Raw genomic sequence first — 17,878 nt, forward strand, 5'->3', positions numbered from 1 at the left:
ACCTAGGAGTTAAAACATGACTACTCAACAATTCGAATCATGGACACAACCTGAAGGTACAAATTTACAAGATTGGTTGAATACGCGTATCGCACGCTTTGAAACACGTAAATATGATTTTGATGCCTTGAAGTTCCAAGCGGACTACGACCCGAAATATCGCCGTGCACAAATGCGTTATATGGGTACTGGTGCAACAGGTGTGGTCAATGATGGCAATACCGTTCCAGCTGAAAACTTTACCTTTTCAACCATGGTTTTACCTGCGCAATGTGAAGGGCCCTTGCATATTCATCACGATGTTGAAGAAGTATTTTTCATGTTGCGTGGCGAAATTGACCTGTTCATTGAACATAACGGGGAAAAATTTGAGACCCGACTGAAAGAACGTGACCTGATTTCAATTCCACCGGGTATTTATCGCGGTCTGTTCAATCCGGGTCAGGAAGATGCCTTGATGTGTGTGATGTTGGGTGCGGGTAAACCCACCATTCCGAACTACCCACCTGAGCATCCATTGTCTCAAATCAAACGTTAATCCGATTGATCTTATAAACGTTGAAGGAATGACATGATGACCCTGATTGAGCGTTTAACTCACTATCCAGTCAAAACCGTTGCCGTAAATGGTGCTATGCAAGCTTATCGTGAAGCAGGCCAAGGCCAGCCGCTGATTTTGCTGCATGGGATTAGCTCGGGTTCAGCTTCTTGGATCAATCAGCTGGAGACACTCAGTCAGCATTTTCATGTCATTGCCTGGGATGCACCAGGCTATGGCTTATCGGATGGTTTAAACACAGATCAACCGAATGCAGCCGATTATGCGGAGCGAATATTGGGTTTGATGGATGCATTGAACATTCCAAAAGCCGTTGTAATTGGACATTCATTGGGTGCATTACAGGCTAGTGCTTTTGCCCATCTTTATCCTGAACGGGTACAGACTTTAGTGATTGCCAATGCGGCACAAGGCTATCAACGTTCCGATGAAGAAACCAAAGCACAGGTCTATCAAAAACGCCCGAATATGCTAAAAACCTTGGGCAATGCAGGCATGGCTGCCAGCCGTGGACTGCATTTGATTTATAAACAAGACCCTCAGGCACTGGCTTTGGTCAGTGAGGTGATGGGGCAACTGACATTAGATGGTTTTACCCGAGCATCTTATTTGCTGGCGTATGACGAAATTCGAAATTATTTAACCAAACTTAGCGTTCCTTGTGTGGTGATTGCGGGAGACAAGGATGGAATTACGCCTGCACAGGCAATCAAGGAACTTGCAGTAGAAATGCAATTGAGCCGATGTCATCTCATTACAGATGCAGGTCATCTGAGTTATGTCGATCAACCTGAACAGTTTAACGACATTGTTTTATCGGCACATTAAGACTTAAACGAGAGATATGGATATGAGCTTCCAAGTTGAAGGAAAAGTAGCAGTTGTAACGGGTGGCTCGTCAGGCATTGGTTTGGCTGTAGTCGAAATTTTAGTTGCAGAAGGTGCCAAGGTGGCGTGGTGCGGTCGAGATGAGCAGCGTTTGGCGGCATCAAAACTATATATTTTAGAAAAATATCCGCATGCCAACATCTTCACCAGTATTTGCAATGTCTTGGATAAAGAAGATGTAAAACGCTTTGCACAACAGGTCAATCAGAATCTGGGCAATGTTGACATGTTGATCAATAACGCAGGTCAGGGACGTGTCTCTAATTTTGAAAATACCCAAGACGAAGATTGGATGAAAGAAATTGAACTGAAGTATTTCAGTGTATTACATCCAGTACGTGCTTTCTTAAATGATTTAAAACATTCGGCATACGGGTCGATTACCAATGTGAATTCTTTGCTGGCACTTCAACCTGAACCGCACATGATTGCAACGTCATCTGCGCGTGCCGCATTGCTGAATCTGACCCATTCACTGGCGCATGAATTTACCCAGTACGGTGTTCGTGTCAATTCTATTCTTTTGGGCATGGTGGAATCCGCACAGTGGAAACGCCGTTTTGAAACCCGTTCTGATCCAAATGCAACATGGGAACAGTGGACAGGCAACATTGCCAAAAACCGTGGTATTCCAATGCAACGTTTAGGCAAGCCAGAAGAGCCAGCCCGTGCCTTGGTGTTCTTGGCATCACCTTTAGCATCGTATACCACAGGTTCCACACTCGATGTCTCTGGTGGATTTAACAAACATTTATAAGGTGTTCACATGAAACAGTTGATGATGATTGGTTTTGGAGCGATGGCGGCAGAAGTGTATGCCCACATGCCACAAGACCTGCAACTTAAATGGATTGTGGTCCCTGCACGCAGTATCGAAAAAGTACAGGCGCAGGTTGCTGCCGATGTACAGGTCATTTCTTCAATCGATCAATGTCAGGGGACACCTGATTATGTGATTGAAGTGGCAGGACAGGCTGCGGTGAAAGAACACGCGCAAAAAGTATTGGAAAAAGGCTGGACCATTGGCCTGATTTCAGTGGGTACTTTGGCAGATAACGAATTTTTAATTCAACTGAAAACAACCGCTGAACAACATGATGCGCACCTACATTTATTGGCAGGTGCCATTGCTGGGATCGATGGTATTTCTGCGGCCAAAGAAGGTGGTTTGGAAAAGGTCACCTATAAGGGCTGTAAAAGTCCGAAAAGCTGGCGCGGTAGCTATGCGGAACAATTGGTAGACCTCGATCAGGTTAGCGAAGCAACGGTTTTTTTCCGTGGTACAGCCAGAGAAGCAGCCTTGAGGTTTCCAGCCAATGCCAATGTGGCCGCCACGATTGCACTGGCAGGGCTGGGCATGGATGACACCATGGTTGAGCTAACGGTTGATCCGAGCATTAACAAAAACAAGCACACCATCGTGGCAGAAGGGGTATTCGGTGAAATGACCATTGAATTAGTGGGTGTACCGTTGGCGAGTAATCCAAAAACCTCAACCTTAGCCGCACTCAGTGTGATTCGCGCTTGCCGCAATAGTGTTGAAGCAATTCAGATTTAAAAGGATTTGATCATGGTAAAGGAAATTTATATCGCAGGTGAATGGCGATTAGGTAAAGGAGCTACGATTCAAAGTGTATTTCCAGCAGATCAATCGGTGAATGCTGAAATTTCAACGGCGAGTTTAGAGGATGTCAATGAAGCCATCGAAAAGGCAGATGCGGCTTGGCGTAAAGCCGAGTGGCGCAACAGCATGCCGCATGAACGTGCCCGCATTTTATATAAAGTGGCTGACATTATTGAAGCGCGTGTCGATGAGCTTTCAAAGTTGCAGACCCGTGATAATGGTAAACCGTTGGCTGAAACCCGTGCCTTGACCCTAAGTGCGGCAGCAACAGCACGTTATGTAGCAGCAGCCTGCGAAACCTTGAATGATGAGCTGACCACGCAACGTGCCGCAGATTTTATGACCATGAGTGTACATGAACCTGTGGGCGTGGTCGCTGCAATTACCCCATGGAATTCACCCATTGCCAGTGAAGTACAGAAATTGGCACCAGCGCTTGCGGGCGGTAATGCAGTGATTCTAAAACCAGCAGAAGTGACTTCTTTGATTGCGTTGGAACTGGCAAAAATCTTTGAAGAAGCGGGTTTACCGAAAGGTTTGCTCAGTGTATTGGTCGGACGCGGTTCTGTGATTGGTGATGCAATTGTAAAGCATCCTTTGGTGCGTAAGATTTCATTTACCGGTGGGACCACTACGGGTCGTCATCTGGCACATTTAGCAGCCGATAAACTAATCACAACCTCTTTAGAGTTGGGTGGAAAATCGCCAACGATTGTATTGCCAGATGCCGATATTGAACTGGCAGCCAAAGGTGTAGCTTACGGTATTTTCAGTTCAGCTGGACAAGCTTGTATTGCGGGTTCGCGTCTGTTTGTACACATCAGTATCTATGATCAATTCCTCAGTCGTCTGGTTGAAATCACCAAAGGCTTGCGCGTTGGGCATCCTGAAACCGCAGGTGTACATCTCGGCTCTTTGATTAACCCGAAGCATTTGGCTTCTGTCGATGACTATGTACAGCTCGCGAAACAAGAAGGTGGACAAGTCCTTGTGGGTGGTCATGCCTTAACCGAAGGTGAATTTGCCAAAGGTAGCTATTACTTACCAACCATTATCACTGGTTTAAGCAATTCAGCACAAACCTGTCAGGAAGAGATTTTTGGCCCTGTGCTGGTGGTGATGAAATATGACGATCAACAAGATTTGCTTGCACAAGCCAATGACAGTTGTTTTGGCCTTGCCGCAGGCATCTGGACTGAAAACTATCGTAAGGCATGGCAAATTGCCCGTGCTTTAGAAGTCGGGACGGTCTGGATTAATACCTATAAGAAATTCTCGATTTCTGCGCCATTTGGTGGCTTTAAAGAAAGTGGTATCGGGCGTGAAAAAGGTCGTTTAGGCATTTTGTCTTACATGCAACAAAAAAGCATCTATATGGGATTAAGCGAGCAGCCAAATCCTTGGGCGAATTAATACATTCATGGAATGAACAGTTTTTGAGGAATATACCAATGACAGAACGTGTAAATGTTGGCGAAGCCATCGCCCGTGTTTTAGAAGCACACCAAGTAGACAGTATTTATGGGGTGATCTCGATCCATAACTTGCCGATTGCCGATGCAGTTGGTCGCCGTGAAAAAATCCGTTTTGTGGCAGCTCGAGGTGAAGCAGGCGCGGTCACGATGGCAGATGGTCACTCCCGTTTTAAAGGGCTCGGTGTGGCGCTCACCAGTACGGGCGCGGGTGCAGGTAATGCAGTCGGTTCACTGATTGAAGCAATGAATGCAGGCAGTCCAGTATTGCATTTAACAGGGCAAGTTGAACGTGAATATCTGGATCGTGATGCCAGCTTTATTCATGAAACCAAAGATCAGCTGACTTTCTTAGGTGCATCAAGCAAAGCTGCTTTCCGTATCACTAGTCCTGACAATGCAGTGGGCGTGATTCGTGAAGCGATTCGTGTAGCCACGACAGTACCGATGGGGCCAGTGAGTGTTGAGTTACCGATTGATGTACAAGCAGCAGAAATTGATTTACCGCTAAACTTAGGCCCAGTAAAAGCCCTTGAATTGCCACAGGCTGAACAGGTCGAAGTCGACTTAATCGTTGAAGAACTGAAAAAAGCCAAACGCCCAGTGTTCTGGATCGGTGGTGGTACCTTGAATAGCGTTGCGGAAGTTAAAGCGATTGCTGATCTCGGGATTCCTGTGGTGTCATCAACACATGCGCGTGGCGTATTGGCCGATGATCACCCGCGTAGCCTAGGCGCATTCCATAACTCGGCTGGGGTTGAACAGTTACTTAAAGATGCTGATTTATTGGTAGTGGTGGGTTCACGTTTACGTAGTAATGAAACCAAAACCTATTCAGTGCAATTCCCTGACAATACTATCCAGATTGATGCCAATCCTGTCGCGCAGCAGCGTAATTACAAAGTTCGTAACTTCATTTGTGGCGATGCCAAAGATGTGTTGCAACGGGTATTGACGGGCTTGCAAGGTATTTCAAAAGTCGATGCAGATTATGATGCAGCAGTGGTGAAGGCAAAACAGGCGGCAATCGATGCGCTACGTACTCAGTTAGATCAGTACGCTTTAATCTGTGATCACTTACGTGCTGCATTACCGCAAGATGGCATTTTTGTACGTGACATCACCATGTCAGGCAGTACTTGGGGCAGTCGTTTATTCCCAGTGCAAGCACCGAATCAGAACATTCACTCTTTAGCTGGGGCAATTGGTCTAGGTCTGGCAACGGCAATTGGTGCGTCGATTGCCAATCCTGATAAAAAAGTCATTGGTTTGGTTGGTGATGGTGGCTTGATGTTAGGGATTGGCGAAATCGCAACCATGGCGCAAGAAAATACCAATATGGTACTGATGATTATGAATGATGGTGGTTATGGCGTGATGCGCGGTATCCAGAAAAATTACTTCGGTGGTCGTCAGTATTTCAATGAATTGCATACCCCAGACTATAAAGTTCTAGGTGAAGCCATGGGTGTGAAGAGCTGGAAAGTGAGTAGTGCGGATGAATTCAAAACCGTGATTCAGGAAGCGGTTGAATTCAAAGGCCCAAGCGTGATTGAACTGGATATGAATTCAATTGGACCATTGAACTTTGCAGGTCCTCCACAGAAAAAATTGTACTAATCCCACTGAGCATTGGCAGTCCGTGCTGATGTGAATTACGCTTTGCAGGTAAAATTTTTTGCCTGCAAATCGATAAAAACTATGTTTTATAGGTAAAACAAAAACAAGACCAACAGGATCGTTGGGACGAAAGCAAAGGAAGTAGATATGAAAAAGACATCAATGGTCGCGATGCTTGCTGCATTTTATTTGGGTATGACATCCCATGCTTTTGCGCAAAGCTCAGCCCTCGAATGGAAAAGTGAAGACGGTACGGATTCAGTACAAGTTGGCGGTGTGGTACGACTCAATCAGCGTTATGAAAATTGGGAAGGGCCGAATGGTGGATTCGGTAAGCTGTATTTCGATATTTTTCGGGTGGATTTAAAGGGCAAATTTGATGATGCCTATTTCAATGCCAGTTATTTATTTCAAGATCAAGAGAAACGTTCGATTGAGAAAGCCTATGTTGGCTATAATCTCAATGAAAATAATAGTATAGAAGCTGGTTTTGTCTATAAGCCATTCACCATTTATCCTTATCCGCAAAATGGCTGGACTTATCATATTCCTTTTTTCTTGGGCTATGGCAATAACATTGCACCCGGTTTGAACTGGAATTTTCACAACAAGGACTGGGATGTAAAATTCGGCTATTATCCGCAAATGTTGGATACTAGCCTACGTTACTCGCCTGAAAGTGCCACTTATGATGATCTTTCAGAAAATGCTTTTCCAACCCAAAAAGCCTATCAAAATGAAAAGCGCCATCAATTTAACACCCGTATTGTCCGTAAGTTAGAAACTGAGTTTGGCAAGCAAGAATTTGGTGTATCAGGTGCAATCGCGCAATTGCATAATACAACCACTGATAAAAATGGTCAGTATTATGCGGTCGGTTTACATACCGATAATAATTACAAACGCTTTAATTTACAAAGCTCTGTGATTCATTATCAATATGATGCCAAAAATCCGGATGGAGTTAATAACGACATGACTTTGATGGGTAACAATGGTTTTACCCCTGCATATTTCATTGCTTCGGAAGCTACCGTAGCCAGTTTAAATTTGGCTTATACCTTACCTGTGCAGGATATGGGTAAACTCAAAGCCATTCGTTTCTATAATGACTATAGTTACATGGACAAGAAACGTGATGATTGGTCAGCTTCACAAATGAATACCACAGGGATGATGTTTATTGCTTCGCCATTTATGGTCTGGGCAGATTACACTTGGGGTAAAAACGCTAATATTATTGGAGGGGCATCGAATGCAACGGGGTTTACCTCAACGGTGTCTCCATATAGCGATCAATGGTTATACCGCATCAATTTAAATATTGGATTTAGTTTTTAAATGTCCGACTAGTACTTTTTCGAAGGAGTGAGTCATGTCTATGATTCGCTCTTTTTGTTTTGAGAGATTTTTAGCTGAGATGACTTTTTCGATATTCTGATGGTGTCAGCTTTTCCCACTGTTTGAAGGCGCGGCTAAATGCACTTTGTTCGGCATAACCCAGTAACAGCGCAATTTCAGTCAGTGACAGCTCTGATTTGATTAAATAGCTTTTTGCCAATTCTAAACGAATACTTTTTACGAGATCACTATACTGCAGGTTATAACCACTCAACTTGCGATAAAAACTTCTTAAAGAGAGATGCATCTGTTTGGCAATATTCTCCGCAGAGGGTTCACCAATCTTGAGCATATTGACGATCATTAGCTGTAAATCTTTTAAAAAAGTATCAGGATTTGGAATGCTCTTGAGTAATGCCTCAGCTTGTTGATCCAACAGTTTTTTAAGATGTGGATCACTACTTGGGATAGGTAAATGCAGGATTTCTAGCGGGAGCCATAATTTTAAAACATCAGCATCAAAACTGACCGGGCAGCCATAGATCTGTGGGTAGGGTGTGGTATCGGCAGGGGCGACAGCAGAGAACTCAATCTTTAAAGGACGAATATCTGGTCGGTGTAAAATCTTTCGGATGGTACTCAATACTCCTGAAAGCAGTACTTCATTTGAAAGCTGAGAATTTTTATGCACGACAGGTGTCCAACACATACAAAAACGATCTTCTTTCTGCACAATCGAAAATGAAGCAGAGTTTTGCAAAAGGGGTTGGAAATTCTTAAAACAATTCAAAAAGCTGAGCAGATTGGGGCTAGATAATGCCAAGTAACCTAAAATATGAATATGGTGAGGTTCCGATAGTTCACCAATATAATGTCCCAAAACAGGTGTCGGGTGTTGATGGTAGATTTCTTCAAGCAGATTCCACCATTTATGTAATGGTACTCTTGGTTGATTGGCATACTGTTGCATAAGTTCATTGAGTTGACTATTCGAAATATTTTGTTGCTGTAGATATTTGTCGATGAGTTCTAACAGAACGGATGGAATACTTGGAATTTCAGTCATAATTGCTCTGCTCGTTTTGAAGTCAAATCCTTTCACCCAATTATAGATAAATCATCGCAGGTATAACGTTGTTGATTTACCATTTTATCTTAGCCGATCCATTTCAAAGTTTTTATATCATCAAGGGACAGAATCATGAGCTTTGATTTTAAAATCTCTCATTAATAATCAATAAAATAAGACATAATTTAAGCGTAGTTCATTCATTTGCCTTTGGTTATTTCACGGTGGTATTCAAGGTCAAGTCTTTAGCGCTGAATCTTATTATTTTCGACAGATAAGTCTTTCAATTCATTTAAAAAGAGTTAGGAGATTCTACTGATAGGTGTATACCTTTCTCAAGTAGTTGATATTGGAAAGACTTTATATTGATATAAGGTCTTTTTTTATATTTTTAGTCGAAATAATAGGCACTGAATCAGTGCCTAAAAAGAGGAAAGTTTCTAATTTAAAGGATTAGCAGGCATGAAGTTTGGTCAGGGCTTTCACAGCAGGAGAATGGTTTAATACCTGTAGTGCTTTGTTGGTATCTCCCTCATAATAAGGGTGATAGCTCAGTTTAACCCAGTGTCTTAAGCTAGAAATCATCGCGAAAAAACTCGGCACTTGTTTACTGCGCGCATTTTCAATCGCTGTGTATCTTAATGCCCGAATCAGTCCGTAGTTTTTATAAGGATCTGCACGCTCGTCTTGTTGCGCCAGTTTTTTAAAGCAGTGAAAAATGGCGAAAGTGAATAGAGGAGCAACAGCCAACATAATCGTTTGGCGTTGCAGGTAGGCAAAGGCTTTGTTATTTTCGCCGCATAAATGCATATATAAATCGAAAGCCACACTGCGATGTTCAACTTCTTCAGCTAAATGCCATGTCATTAAGTCAGACATCATTTCATCAGCAGTTTTATTTTGCCATGGTTGATCATCGAGACACCATGTTCCTAGCATCGTCGTAAAATGTTCAACTGCAGCGGCAATACCTACGCGAATTGTGAGCCAACGATATTCTAAGGGGCTGGATAGGGTTAAGCCAAAAGGTGCTGTATTGATTTGCTTAAAGATGTTGTCTAAAGATGCAAGAAATCCATCAATATCATAGTCATAATGACGTAAATATTCTTGGGCAACCTTGTGTGCAGAGGCATGATGCGCCTCCTGATACACAAAGCCTTTCACATCGGCGCGAAGCTTTTCATCTTTGACATAGGGAAGTGCTTCATTAAACGAGCGACACATCCATAATTCACCTACGGGCAAAATTAAATGAACGGCATTAATTAAATGAGTGGCAAAAGGGTTGTCATAGATCCAATGTTCAGGCGTATTGCTAAAATCGAATTGAACGCGACGTTGGTGCAGATAATGATTTTCTAGTCGTTGTTGGGGATGCATAACACTTCTCCTTAGTTCACGGCATTCATAAAATAATGACTGAGTTGTTCAGCATTTTGGGCAGGAATCCAATGCGTTGCATTCATATGCACTTCTTGGTATTGGCCCGTAAAAAACTGTTTATTCAGTTCTGCGCTTTTCTTGCCAATGGCGATATCTTTATTTCCCCAAATAAATAGGGTGGGTACTTTTACTTTTTTAAAGCTGGAGCGAATAGGTGCCAAAGGCATACTCCGATACCAGTTAATGGCTGTGCCAATACGGTTTTCCTGAATGAAATGTTGGTTGAAGTCACTGATTTGCTCAGCACTCATGCCTGAATTTTTTAACAACAAATGACGGAGCGATTTCGCTCGCTTAAATAACAATTCAGGAATAAAAGGCAGTTGGAAAAATCCGATATAGTAAGAGCTCAAGATTTGTGTGCTGCTGAGCATCGATTTTAAAAATGCACCTGTATGCGGAACAGAAACGAGAGTGAGGTGCTTCACTAATTCTGGATATTGCAATGACAATTTACAGGCAACGATCGAACCCCAGTCATGACCAATCACATAAACGGGCTGTCCTAATAAATCGATGAAGGCTTTGACATCTGCAACCAGCGCATCAATTGAATATTGAAAACGTCCTTTTGGAGAAGCAGTCAAGCTATAGCCACGTTGTTCAATTGCAAAGGTGCGAAAGCTGTGCTGATTAAGGATTTTACTGGTGGCTTGCCAGCTTTGTGCTGTTTCAGGAAAACCATGTAAAAGAATAACGGGTTTTCCATCGATTGGACCCGAATCAATCACGTTGAATAACAAATCATTGCGACGATATTCGGTATATCTCATCGGTGTGTCATATGTCATGTTTATCTACTTATGAAATAAGCCTATTTCATTGAATCTTAATCAGCAGATACAGAGATGTCTTGACAGTGGATAAGGGGATTTAACTTCTTGTGCCATGCGAGGTGCTTTTGGCACATCCAGCATGTTGCTTGGCATTTAAAGATAGTTATGCACTGTTTAATTTGTATGGGTTTGAGCGCTTACCCATTTTAGTTAATCAACTTTTGATCGATCAAAACGTAGTTGAAGTACTCTAGTCATACGTTGCAGTAATTTTGAGATGAGGCCATCTTTGTCCCATGCATAGATTGAAACAGTCATGTGATGTGCCTTACCTAAAGCACGGTATTCACGCACCCGATGACCTTTTGTTGTTGCGACAGGCAATAGGGATAAACCTAAACCCGTTTCTACACCAACCAGTACACTCGCCAAGCTATTGCTGGTAAAAGCGATATACCAATGTTTGCGTTCACGCTCAATACGTTCAAACATTTCCTCACGGTAGAGTCCGCCTTGAGGGAAGGTCACCAATGGCATCGGATCCGTCCATTCTTTGCTGTGATCAATACTTTCAAACCATGCGATTTGTTCTGGAAATGTTGCATGATGATCGGAACTTGCAGCCATTTCTTTAACCACAACAATATCAAACTGTCCGCTGCGATAGCGCTCCATCAGATCACGGCTTAGTCCAGCTGTCACATCTAGTCGAATTGTACGATGTTCCTTGCTAAATGTACTCAATGCCAAAGCCATGTCGGTATTCATAATATCTTCTGGCAAGCCGATTCGAATTGGGATGGTACCTGCCGGATCACCAAGAATATTTTGGGCCTCTTGTTGTAAGGCTAAAATCCGCCGTGCGTAACTAATTAAATATTCACCTGAGCTTGTCAGTTGTAAGGGGCGTGCATTTCGATCAATCAATTGTTTACCCACAGACTCTTCCAATCTGGCGAGTTGTTGACTGACTGTAGATTGAGTCATGTGCAAGCGTTCAGCAGCTAAGGTAAAGCTGCCTGCTTCAAAAATAGTAACGAAGGCTCGAAGTAAGCGCGGATCAAACATATAGATCAGCCATTGAATACAATTATGTTAAGTGGTTTGAATTATCTAGCTATTCAATATCTTAATACATTTGATTAAATAATTTAATTTTTAAATATCAATAAATCTAATTATCCTAGGCACAATTATTCATTCAGGTGAATCCTTGGAGGTGCTTGGATGCACAAGTCATTGATGTCCGCGGTATTTACGCTTGCAGTGACAGCATGTAGTCACGCAACTTCAGGAGACCCTATTCAAGAAGATGCGTTACATATTGCGGCTGCCCGAAACGACGTGGCGCAAATTGAACGATTACTCTCACATCAGATTCAGATTGATGCCCGTGATGCATCTGGTGCAACAGCCTTAATGGTCGCAACGCGTGCAAACAATGTCTATGCTGCGCAATTCCTGATAGATGCGGGTGCAGATGTGAATGCCAAAGACCAGATTCAAGATAGCCCTTATCTTTATGCAGGGGCGCGTGGGTATTTAAAAATATTGAGTATGACCCTGACGCATGGTGCAGATCTGAAAAGTACCAATCGTTATGGAGGAACGGCACTGATTCCTGCGGCTGAACGTGGGCATGTAGATACCGTACGTACGCTAATTGCTGCTGGTGTAGATGTGGATCACATCAATAATTTAGGTTGGACTGCGTTATTGGAAGCCATCATATTAGGGAATGGCAGCAAACCTTATCAACAAATTGTTGATTTACTGATCAAAGCGGGTGCTGATGTCAATATTGCAGATGGTGATGGCATAACGCCACTTGAGCATGCACATGCTCGTGGCTATATATCTATTGAGAAAGCCTTGTTAGATGCTGGTGCGAAAAAAAAATTTAAGGAGTATTAAGGTGGCAGAAACAACAGATTTTCTACGTCAAGCAATTGAATTGGCTTATCAAAACTGTGAACAAGGCGGCCGTCCTTTTGCTGCCGTGGTGGTAAAAGAGGGAAAAGTGATTGCCACAGGCGTCAATGAAATTTTAAAAAGCAATGACCCAACAGCACATGCCGAGTTATTGGCAATACGTGCTGCAAGTCAATATTTAGGTACAGCCAATCTTGACGGTTGTACTGTGTTTGCAAGTGGACATCCTTGTCCAATGTGTATGGCAGCGATGCGTTTAGCTGGAATTCAGGCTGTGAGCTATGCACATTCCAATGAAGATGGTGCACCATTCGGTTTATCAACAGCAGCGATCTATGCTGACCTTGCTCAACCCTTTGCAGAACAATCAATGAATATTCGTTATGTTCCTGTCCGAATAGAAGAAAAACCAGATTTATATGCTTACTGGAAATCGATGACCTGAACAGTGTGATGGGAAAAGATGAACATGCAAAATAACCGAATGCTTTTGGTGGCAACAGTGGCATTGGTCGGCTTGAACCTTCGGCCATTTATGACCAGCATTGGGCCTGTGGCAAATCAGATTCGAACAACAACTGGACTGAGCTTACAAGGTATTGCACTTTTAACGCTTGTGCCGATGTTGCTGATGGGACTGATCGCGTTTGTGGGCCCCTTCATACTCAATGCGATTGGTGAGCGTCGAGCTATTCTTAGTGCTTTGGGAATGATTTTCTTAGGCTGTGGATTGCGTTTCATTGTACCCAATGGATGGACTTTAATATTCACCGCCGCCATCATTGGTTTTGGCGTGGCAGTGGTGCAAGCGATTTTCCCAAGTTTGATCAAAAGAGAGTTTAGGAATCATCTCAGTCCAATGATGGGAGTCTATTCAGCGATGTTGATGGGTGGTGGGGCGCTCGGTGCTGTGATTGCGCCTGTTGTTTCAAATAACAGTGGTAGCTGGAAAATAGGCTTATCCATTTTTGCTGTTCCAGCATTATTTGCCATCGTCTTTGCATCTTGTTTTTTGAAGAGAGTGCCGCATCAATCAAGAAAAATCCCCGCTGTAATGATGCTGTTAAAACAACCACGAACCTGGCTGCTCATTTTTTGTTTTGGATTAATTAATGGGGGCTATAGTTCGATTGTTGCGTGGCTTGCACCCGCATACCAAGCGCAGGGTTGGACTGCTACCGCCAGTGGAAATTTGATGGCTGTGTTAACGCTCAGTCAAGCGGGGGCGGCATTATTGTTACCTTATTTGTCGCGTAGAAACAAAGATCGTCGAGTGTGGGTTGGATTAACGCTTATCTTGCAACTGATTGGCTTTGCAGGATTGGCTTTCATGTCTGATACCTTGCCGTATGTATGGGCAATAACCGTCGGTATGGGCTTGGGTGGCTGTTTTGCTTTATTGATGATTGTGGTGCTAGATCATTTATCTGATCCAGCACATGCAGGACAGCTTTCTGCCTTAATGCAAGGTGGCGGTTTTCTGCTTGCAGCCATCGCACCTTGGTTAGTGGCTGTATTGCATGACATGACTGGAACGTATGCAGCCGGCTGGATTTGGCACTTGAGTATGGTATTGATCGTGGCAATACTCATGACTCGGCTTGATCCAATCCATTATGCAAAAGTAATACGGATTTCCAAGCACTGAGACATGTTCCAATTCCACAGCGGATTGGAAAGGAATAAACAGGGCTTGATTGTTATTTATCGGATTGCTGAATATCTATAGCTTTTTTTATCGTTCTTATTCTTTTTAACTTTAATTTAAAATTTCATCTATCTCGATGTTATTTCAAAAGTTAAAAAAGGAAAATAGATATTACTTACTTATTAAGCTTTAATCGATCAGCATTAAACACATTCCGTAAAGACCGACTTTATAGTTTAGCCGTTGTTTGTCACCTTGAATTTCTTCATTTTCTTATGAGGTTAAACAAGGACGTACAACAATGAAAAAAGCACTGCTTCTCTTAGGTTCGATGGGTATTTTGGCAAATACGCCAATTTTAGCTGCTGATTTAAGTATCGGTGACCCGAAAACACAATCGGGTGAACTGAAACTCACAGGCGCAATCCGTACCCGTTATATTCATAAAGATTATATTGTTGAGGCCAATCAAGGTTCCAAGAATGATGACTGGCGACTCGCGGATATCAAGGCGGTATTGAGTTATGAAAATCCGAATTGGATTGCCTCAATGGATGTGCGTTGCTACCAATATGACCGCTTATGTGATGCTTTATTCCTAAAAGATGCTTGGGCAGGCTATAAAATCTCAGATCAGCAACGCGTGACAGTCGGTTTGCAATCGGTTGATTTTGGCTTTGGGCGACTGTGGGGCAATAGCTATTATGAAACTTTGCTCAATACCGTTGGACTGGAAGATATTCAAAACCTTGGGGTGAAGTACCAGTTTAAGGACAATCTGTACAATTTCATTCTCGGTTTTTATCCAACCGATGGCGGAAATTACAAAGGTACATCCAAGGATTCCAGTCGTTATAGCGGTAACTTTGTTCGAGCCGATGATTTGACCCAAGGTACTGATATTGATGAAAAGAACATGTGGGTGACGCGCTTATCCAGAAAGTTCGATATCGATCAATCGCAGAATTTGTCGACTGAAATTGGTGGCTCTTACTGGTATTCAGAATTGGAAAATAATCGAACCAATCGAAATGGACATCGTAGTACCTGGAGTGTTTTTAGCACGACCAATTATCAGGCATGGCAATGGTTGTTCTTGGCAGGTGAGCAGGACGTTAAAAATGCAGATGATCTTTTACCGAAAAGTTCGACGATTGGGGCATTTGATTATCCCTATCAGGTGGCCAACAAAGGTAAATATATGGCCAATGAAATTAACTACACCTTTGCCAAGCCTTTCCATCAGTTAGAAAATATTAAACCTTATGTGTCTTATAGCCGCTTTTATAAAGATGAATCAGGCTATCAAGATTCAGATCGCTTAATCGCAGGTCTATATTTTAACTATAAAAAAATAGGCATACAGGGCGAATATATCTGGAGTCGCAATGACCCGATGACAGGCAGTGGTGCAGATGGCCTTGCACAAGGTGACAGCAATCAATGGAATAAATTGTTCTATTTATCGCTGGGTTATTACTTCTAAATTCAGCGTTGAAAATGAGCCAGTCTGTTTAGGATAGACTGGCTTTTTCGTTTAGACAGTTCTTAAGATCAGTGCCCCGATTAAAATAATACATGAGGAGATAATCCGTATCGCATTGATGCACTCTTTTAGAATAAAGATCGAGATCAGCGTGGCAAATAAAATTGAGGTTTCACGTAGCGCGGCAACAATCGCAACAGGTGCAAGCGTCATCGCCCAAAGTGCCAAGCCATAAGAGAAAAATGAACCAATTCCACCAATTAAGCCTAAATGCCAATTATGTCGAAAATACTCACCCATCTGATGATATTGTATTTTCAGCGCGAAGATAAAAAAGATCAGACCTGAGAGTACAAAACTCCATAGAATATAGGCAATTGTTGATCCTGCAAGGCGAACGCCATGACCATCCAGCAAAGTATAACCTGCAATCAGCACTGCATTCAGTAGGGCCAGACCAATGCCTTTACGTCCCGTTTGGGGAGCAGCTAGAATCATGGATAAAATGCCGACGGAAATGGTGATAATGCCAATCCACGCATTAAACTCCAGTTGTTCATGCAGCAAAAACGTACCGAATACTGCCACAATCAGTGGTGCTGTGCCACGCATTAAGGGATAGGTCAGGCCCATATCGGCAATACGATAAATTTTGGCCACCAGTCCAAAATAAAGAATCTGGATAACAGTTGAAGCCAGAATATAAGGCCAGCTATCGCGATGCGGCATTGGAAAGAAAGGCAATAATAGCGCTGCTAAAACTGCTGCGGATGCCGTAACCAATACGGTGGTTAAAAACTTATTTGTACCCGCTTTTACAATAGCATTCCATGTGGCGTGACATGTCGCTGCAAGTAAAATAAGGCCAAATATTGCCGTGCTCATAAGCTGCCTGTTATTTCATGATCTCGTTAATGTGCATGATGTAGTTGAAAAAAGAAAGCAGGCAGCTTAGTGCGATTATAGAAATACTTTTTCAGTATTGGGATTGATTGGTTCAATCGGTTGAATCAGTGCACCACGCGTTAAATTCTGAATATGCTGTAAACGGTTGATCAGTTCATTCTGAATAAACAGGATACAGGTCTGTAATTTTGATGAACTTTTTAAGCGCGAAGGATACACCGCCCAGACATCGGCATCTTGCCAGTATTCAGGCAAGATATGCTGCAACTCACCGCTAATCAGTTCATCGGCGACGTCCCAGATGGAACGTAAGATAATGCCATGTCCTTCAATTGCCAGTTGATGAATAATCTCGCCATTATTGGAAATGAAACGCGGTGTCACATGTACGGACATATCTTCTGAAATATGACGTAATTTCCACAACACTGAGGACTGATCGCGTTCACTGATGGTCAGGCAATCGTGGTTACGTAAATCCTCAAGATTTTCAGGCATGCCATGTTTTAGCAAATAACTGGGTGCTGCACAAAAAATCCGAAAATTTGAAACCAGTTTTTTGGCAATCATATTCGGTGCAATGTCATTACCAATCCGAATATCCAGATCAATGCTGTGCTGAATCAGATCTTTGGTGTTGTCGATAGTATCGAATTGGATCTCAAGTTTTGGATACATGGTCAACAGTTTGGACAGAATAGGCGCGACATGTTTACGGCCGAAACCAAAGCTGCTGACGATGTCGAGATGACCCGTTGGCGTGCTTAACGGGTTATTGACCAGTTCACTGATTTCATCGAATTCATCCAGAATATTCGAGACCCGATCTAGAATCAGTTTGCCATCTTCGGTCAAACTGACATGACGAGTGCTGCGATGGAATAGTTTGCAGTTCAGGTTGGTTTCTAAAATGTTGATGCGTTTACTGATAAATGCAGGTGAAGCACCTAGCTCCTCAGCTGAATCGACAAAACTCTTGCGTTTGGCGACTGTGCAAAAAACCTTTAAATCCGATAGGTTAGGTAGATTATTCACGATCCGTGTCCATTGGGGTGATAGTTTTCTTATTGATCATTGTTGCTGAAAACAGCATGTTTACAGCTAAGGATAT

General features: G+C 42.8%; 17 protein-coding genes. 11 read left to right on the forward strand and 6 right to left on the reverse strand.

All coding sequences use genetic code 11. The features are described 5' to 3' along the window. The first annotated feature begins 16 nt into the window (after positions 1-16). From F909_RS10135 to F909_RS10105, 7 genes are all read left to right on the forward strand, one after another. Positions 17-538, forward strand: a complete 522-nt coding sequence (locus F909_RS10135) for a cupin domain-containing protein (RefSeq protein ID WP_004652930.1) — start codon at positions 17-19, stop codon at positions 536-538. 33 nt (positions 539-571) lie between these two features. Next, positions 572-1,387, forward strand: a complete 816-nt coding sequence (locus tag F909_RS10130) for an alpha/beta fold hydrolase (RefSeq protein WP_005150711.1) — start codon at positions 572-574, stop codon at positions 1,385-1,387. A gap of 22 nt (positions 1,388-1,409) precedes the next feature. Further along, a complete protein-coding gene (locus F909_RS10125; RefSeq protein WP_005150726.1) occupies positions 1,410-2,204 on the forward strand; it encodes an SDR family oxidoreductase in 795 nt (264 codons plus the stop codon). Positions 2,205-2,213: 9 nt separating this feature from the next. Continuing rightward, positions 2,214-3,005, forward strand: coding sequence for an aspartate dehydrogenase (locus F909_RS10120; RefSeq protein ID WP_005150729.1), 792 nt, complete (start codon positions 2,214-2,216; stop codon positions 3,003-3,005). Positions 3,006-3,017: 12 nt separating this feature from the next. After that, positions 3,018-4,484: an aldehyde dehydrogenase gene (locus F909_RS10115; RefSeq protein WP_005150732.1), complete on the forward strand. Its 1,467-nt coding sequence runs from the start codon at positions 3,018-3,020 to the stop codon at positions 4,482-4,484. 38 nt (positions 4,485-4,522) lie between these two features. After that, complete coding sequence (locus F909_RS10110) at positions 4,523-6,163, forward strand: thiamine pyrophosphate-binding protein (protein ID WP_005150739.1); 1,641 nt, start codon at positions 4,523-4,525, stop codon at positions 6,161-6,163. Positions 6,164-6,310: 147 nt separating this feature from the next. After that, on the forward strand, positions 6,311-7,504 hold the full coding sequence (locus F909_RS10105; protein ID WP_005150741.1) for a hypothetical protein: 1,194 nt from the start codon (positions 6,311-6,313) through the stop codon (positions 7,502-7,504). Between the two features lie 70 nt (positions 7,505-7,574). On the opposite strand, the gene F909_RS10100 is transcribed toward F909_RS10105, so the two are convergent. The 4 genes from F909_RS10100 to F909_RS10085 form a co-directional block, all read right to left on the reverse strand. Continuing rightward, entirely contained in the window at positions 7,575-8,570 is a 996-nt protein-coding gene (locus F909_RS10100; RefSeq protein WP_005150744.1) for an AraC family transcriptional regulator, read from the reverse strand. Positions 8,571-9,026: 456 nt separating this feature from the next. Then, entirely contained in the window at positions 9,027-9,956 is a 930-nt protein-coding gene (locus F909_RS10095; RefSeq protein WP_005150763.1) for a metal-dependent hydrolase, read from the reverse strand. A gap of 11 nt (positions 9,957-9,967) precedes the next feature. Continuing rightward, positions 9,968-10,810, reverse strand: coding sequence for an alpha/beta fold hydrolase (locus F909_RS10090; RefSeq protein WP_005150765.1), 843 nt, complete (start codon positions 10,808-10,810; stop codon positions 9,968-9,970). A gap of 195 nt (positions 10,811-11,005) precedes the next feature. Further along, positions 11,006-11,863, reverse strand: a complete 858-nt coding sequence (locus F909_RS10085; protein ID WP_005150767.1) for a LysR family transcriptional regulator — start codon at positions 11,861-11,863, stop codon at positions 11,006-11,008. A gap of 159 nt (positions 11,864-12,022) precedes the next feature. Here F909_RS10085 and F909_RS10080 point away from each other — a divergent pair, with 159 nt between their 5' ends. The 4 genes from F909_RS10080 to F909_RS10065 all read left to right on the forward strand — a co-directional run bounded on the left by F909_RS10080 (position 12,023) and on the right by F909_RS10065 (position 15,861). Beyond that, positions 12,023-12,709 (forward strand): ankyrin repeat domain-containing protein, encoded by a 687-nt coding sequence (locus F909_RS10080; RefSeq protein ID WP_005150769.1) that lies wholly within the window; start codon positions 12,023-12,025, stop codon positions 12,707-12,709. 1 nt (position 12,710) lies between these two features. Beyond that, positions 12,711-13,172 (forward strand): nucleoside deaminase, encoded by a 462-nt coding sequence (locus F909_RS10075; protein WP_005150770.1) that lies wholly within the window; start codon positions 12,711-12,713, stop codon positions 13,170-13,172. 24 nt (positions 13,173-13,196) lie between these two features. Beyond that, complete coding sequence (locus F909_RS10070) at positions 13,197-14,375, forward strand: cyanate transporter (RefSeq protein ID WP_005150773.1); 1,179 nt, start codon at positions 13,197-13,199, stop codon at positions 14,373-14,375. A 301-nt stretch (positions 14,376-14,676) separates the two neighbouring features. Then, complete coding sequence (locus tag F909_RS10065) at positions 14,677-15,861, forward strand: hypothetical protein (protein ID WP_005150774.1); 1,185 nt, start codon at positions 14,677-14,679, stop codon at positions 15,859-15,861. A 51-nt stretch (positions 15,862-15,912) separates the two neighbouring features. On the opposite strand, the gene F909_RS10060 is transcribed toward F909_RS10065, so the two are convergent. Together F909_RS10060 and F909_RS10055 are read right to left on the reverse strand one after the other, a co-directional pair. Then, on the reverse strand, positions 15,913-16,746 hold the full coding sequence (locus F909_RS10060) for a DMT family transporter (RefSeq protein WP_005150775.1): 834 nt from the start codon (positions 16,744-16,746) through the stop codon (positions 15,913-15,915). Between the two features lie 75 nt (positions 16,747-16,821). Continuing rightward, positions 16,822-17,802 carry a LysR family transcriptional regulator gene (locus F909_RS10055; RefSeq protein ID WP_005150776.1) on the reverse strand — a complete coding sequence of 327 codons (981 nt, stop codon included), beginning with the start codon at positions 17,800-17,802 and terminating at the stop codon, positions 16,822-16,824. Between the last annotated feature and the right edge of the window lie 76 nt (positions 17,803-17,878).

The organism is Acinetobacter sp. ANC 3929, from assembly GCF_000369405.1.
In the GTDB taxonomy this organism is placed as follows: Bacteria; Pseudomonadota; Gammaproteobacteria; order Pseudomonadales; family Moraxellaceae; genus Acinetobacter.

Coding starts and splice junctions, on each gene's coding strand:
- F909_RS10125 (WP_005150726.1), top strand. CDS start 1,410: ATGAGCTTCCAAGTTGAAGGAAAAGTAGCAGTTGTAACGGGTGGCTCG.
- F909_RS10080 (WP_005150769.1), top strand. CDS start 12,023: ATGCACAAGTCATTGATGTCCGCGGTATTTACGCTTGCAGTGACAGCA.
- F909_RS10135 (WP_004652930.1), top strand. CDS start 17: ATGACTACTCAACAATTCGAATCATGGACACAACCTGAAGGTACAAAT.
- F909_RS10130 (WP_005150711.1), top strand. CDS start 572: ATGATGACCCTGATTGAGCGTTTAACTCACTATCCAGTCAAAACCGTT.
- F909_RS10120 (WP_005150729.1), top strand. CDS start 2,214: ATGAAACAGTTGATGATGATTGGTTTTGGAGCGATGGCGGCAGAAGTG.
- F909_RS10065 (WP_005150774.1), top strand. CDS start 14,677: ATGAAAAAAGCACTGCTTCTCTTAGGTTCGATGGGTATTTTGGCAAAT.
- F909_RS10095 (WP_005150763.1), bottom strand. CDS start 9,956: ATGCATCCCCAACAACGACTAGAAAATCATTATCTGCACCAACGTCGC.
- F909_RS10070 (WP_005150773.1), top strand. CDS start 13,197: ATGCAAAATAACCGAATGCTTTTGGTGGCAACAGTGGCATTGGTCGGC.
- F909_RS10060 (WP_005150775.1), bottom strand. CDS start 16,746: ATGAGCACGGCAATATTTGGCCTTATTTTACTTGCAGCGACATGTCAC.
- F909_RS10100 (WP_005150744.1), bottom strand. CDS start 8,570: ATGACTGAAATTCCAAGTATTCCATCCGTTCTGTTAGAACTCATCGAC.
- F909_RS10105 (WP_005150741.1), top strand. CDS start 6,311: ATGAAAAAGACATCAATGGTCGCGATGCTTGCTGCATTTTATTTGGGT.
- F909_RS10115 (WP_005150732.1), top strand. CDS start 3,018: ATGGTAAAGGAAATTTATATCGCAGGTGAATGGCGATTAGGTAAAGGA.
- F909_RS10085 (WP_005150767.1), bottom strand. CDS start 11,863: ATGTTTGATCCGCGCTTACTTCGAGCCTTCGTTACTATTTTTGAAGCA.
- F909_RS10090 (WP_005150765.1), bottom strand. CDS start 10,810: ATGACATATGACACACCGATGAGATATACCGAATATCGTCGCAATGAT.
- F909_RS10110 (WP_005150739.1), top strand. CDS start 4,523: ATGACAGAACGTGTAAATGTTGGCGAAGCCATCGCCCGTGTTTTAGAA.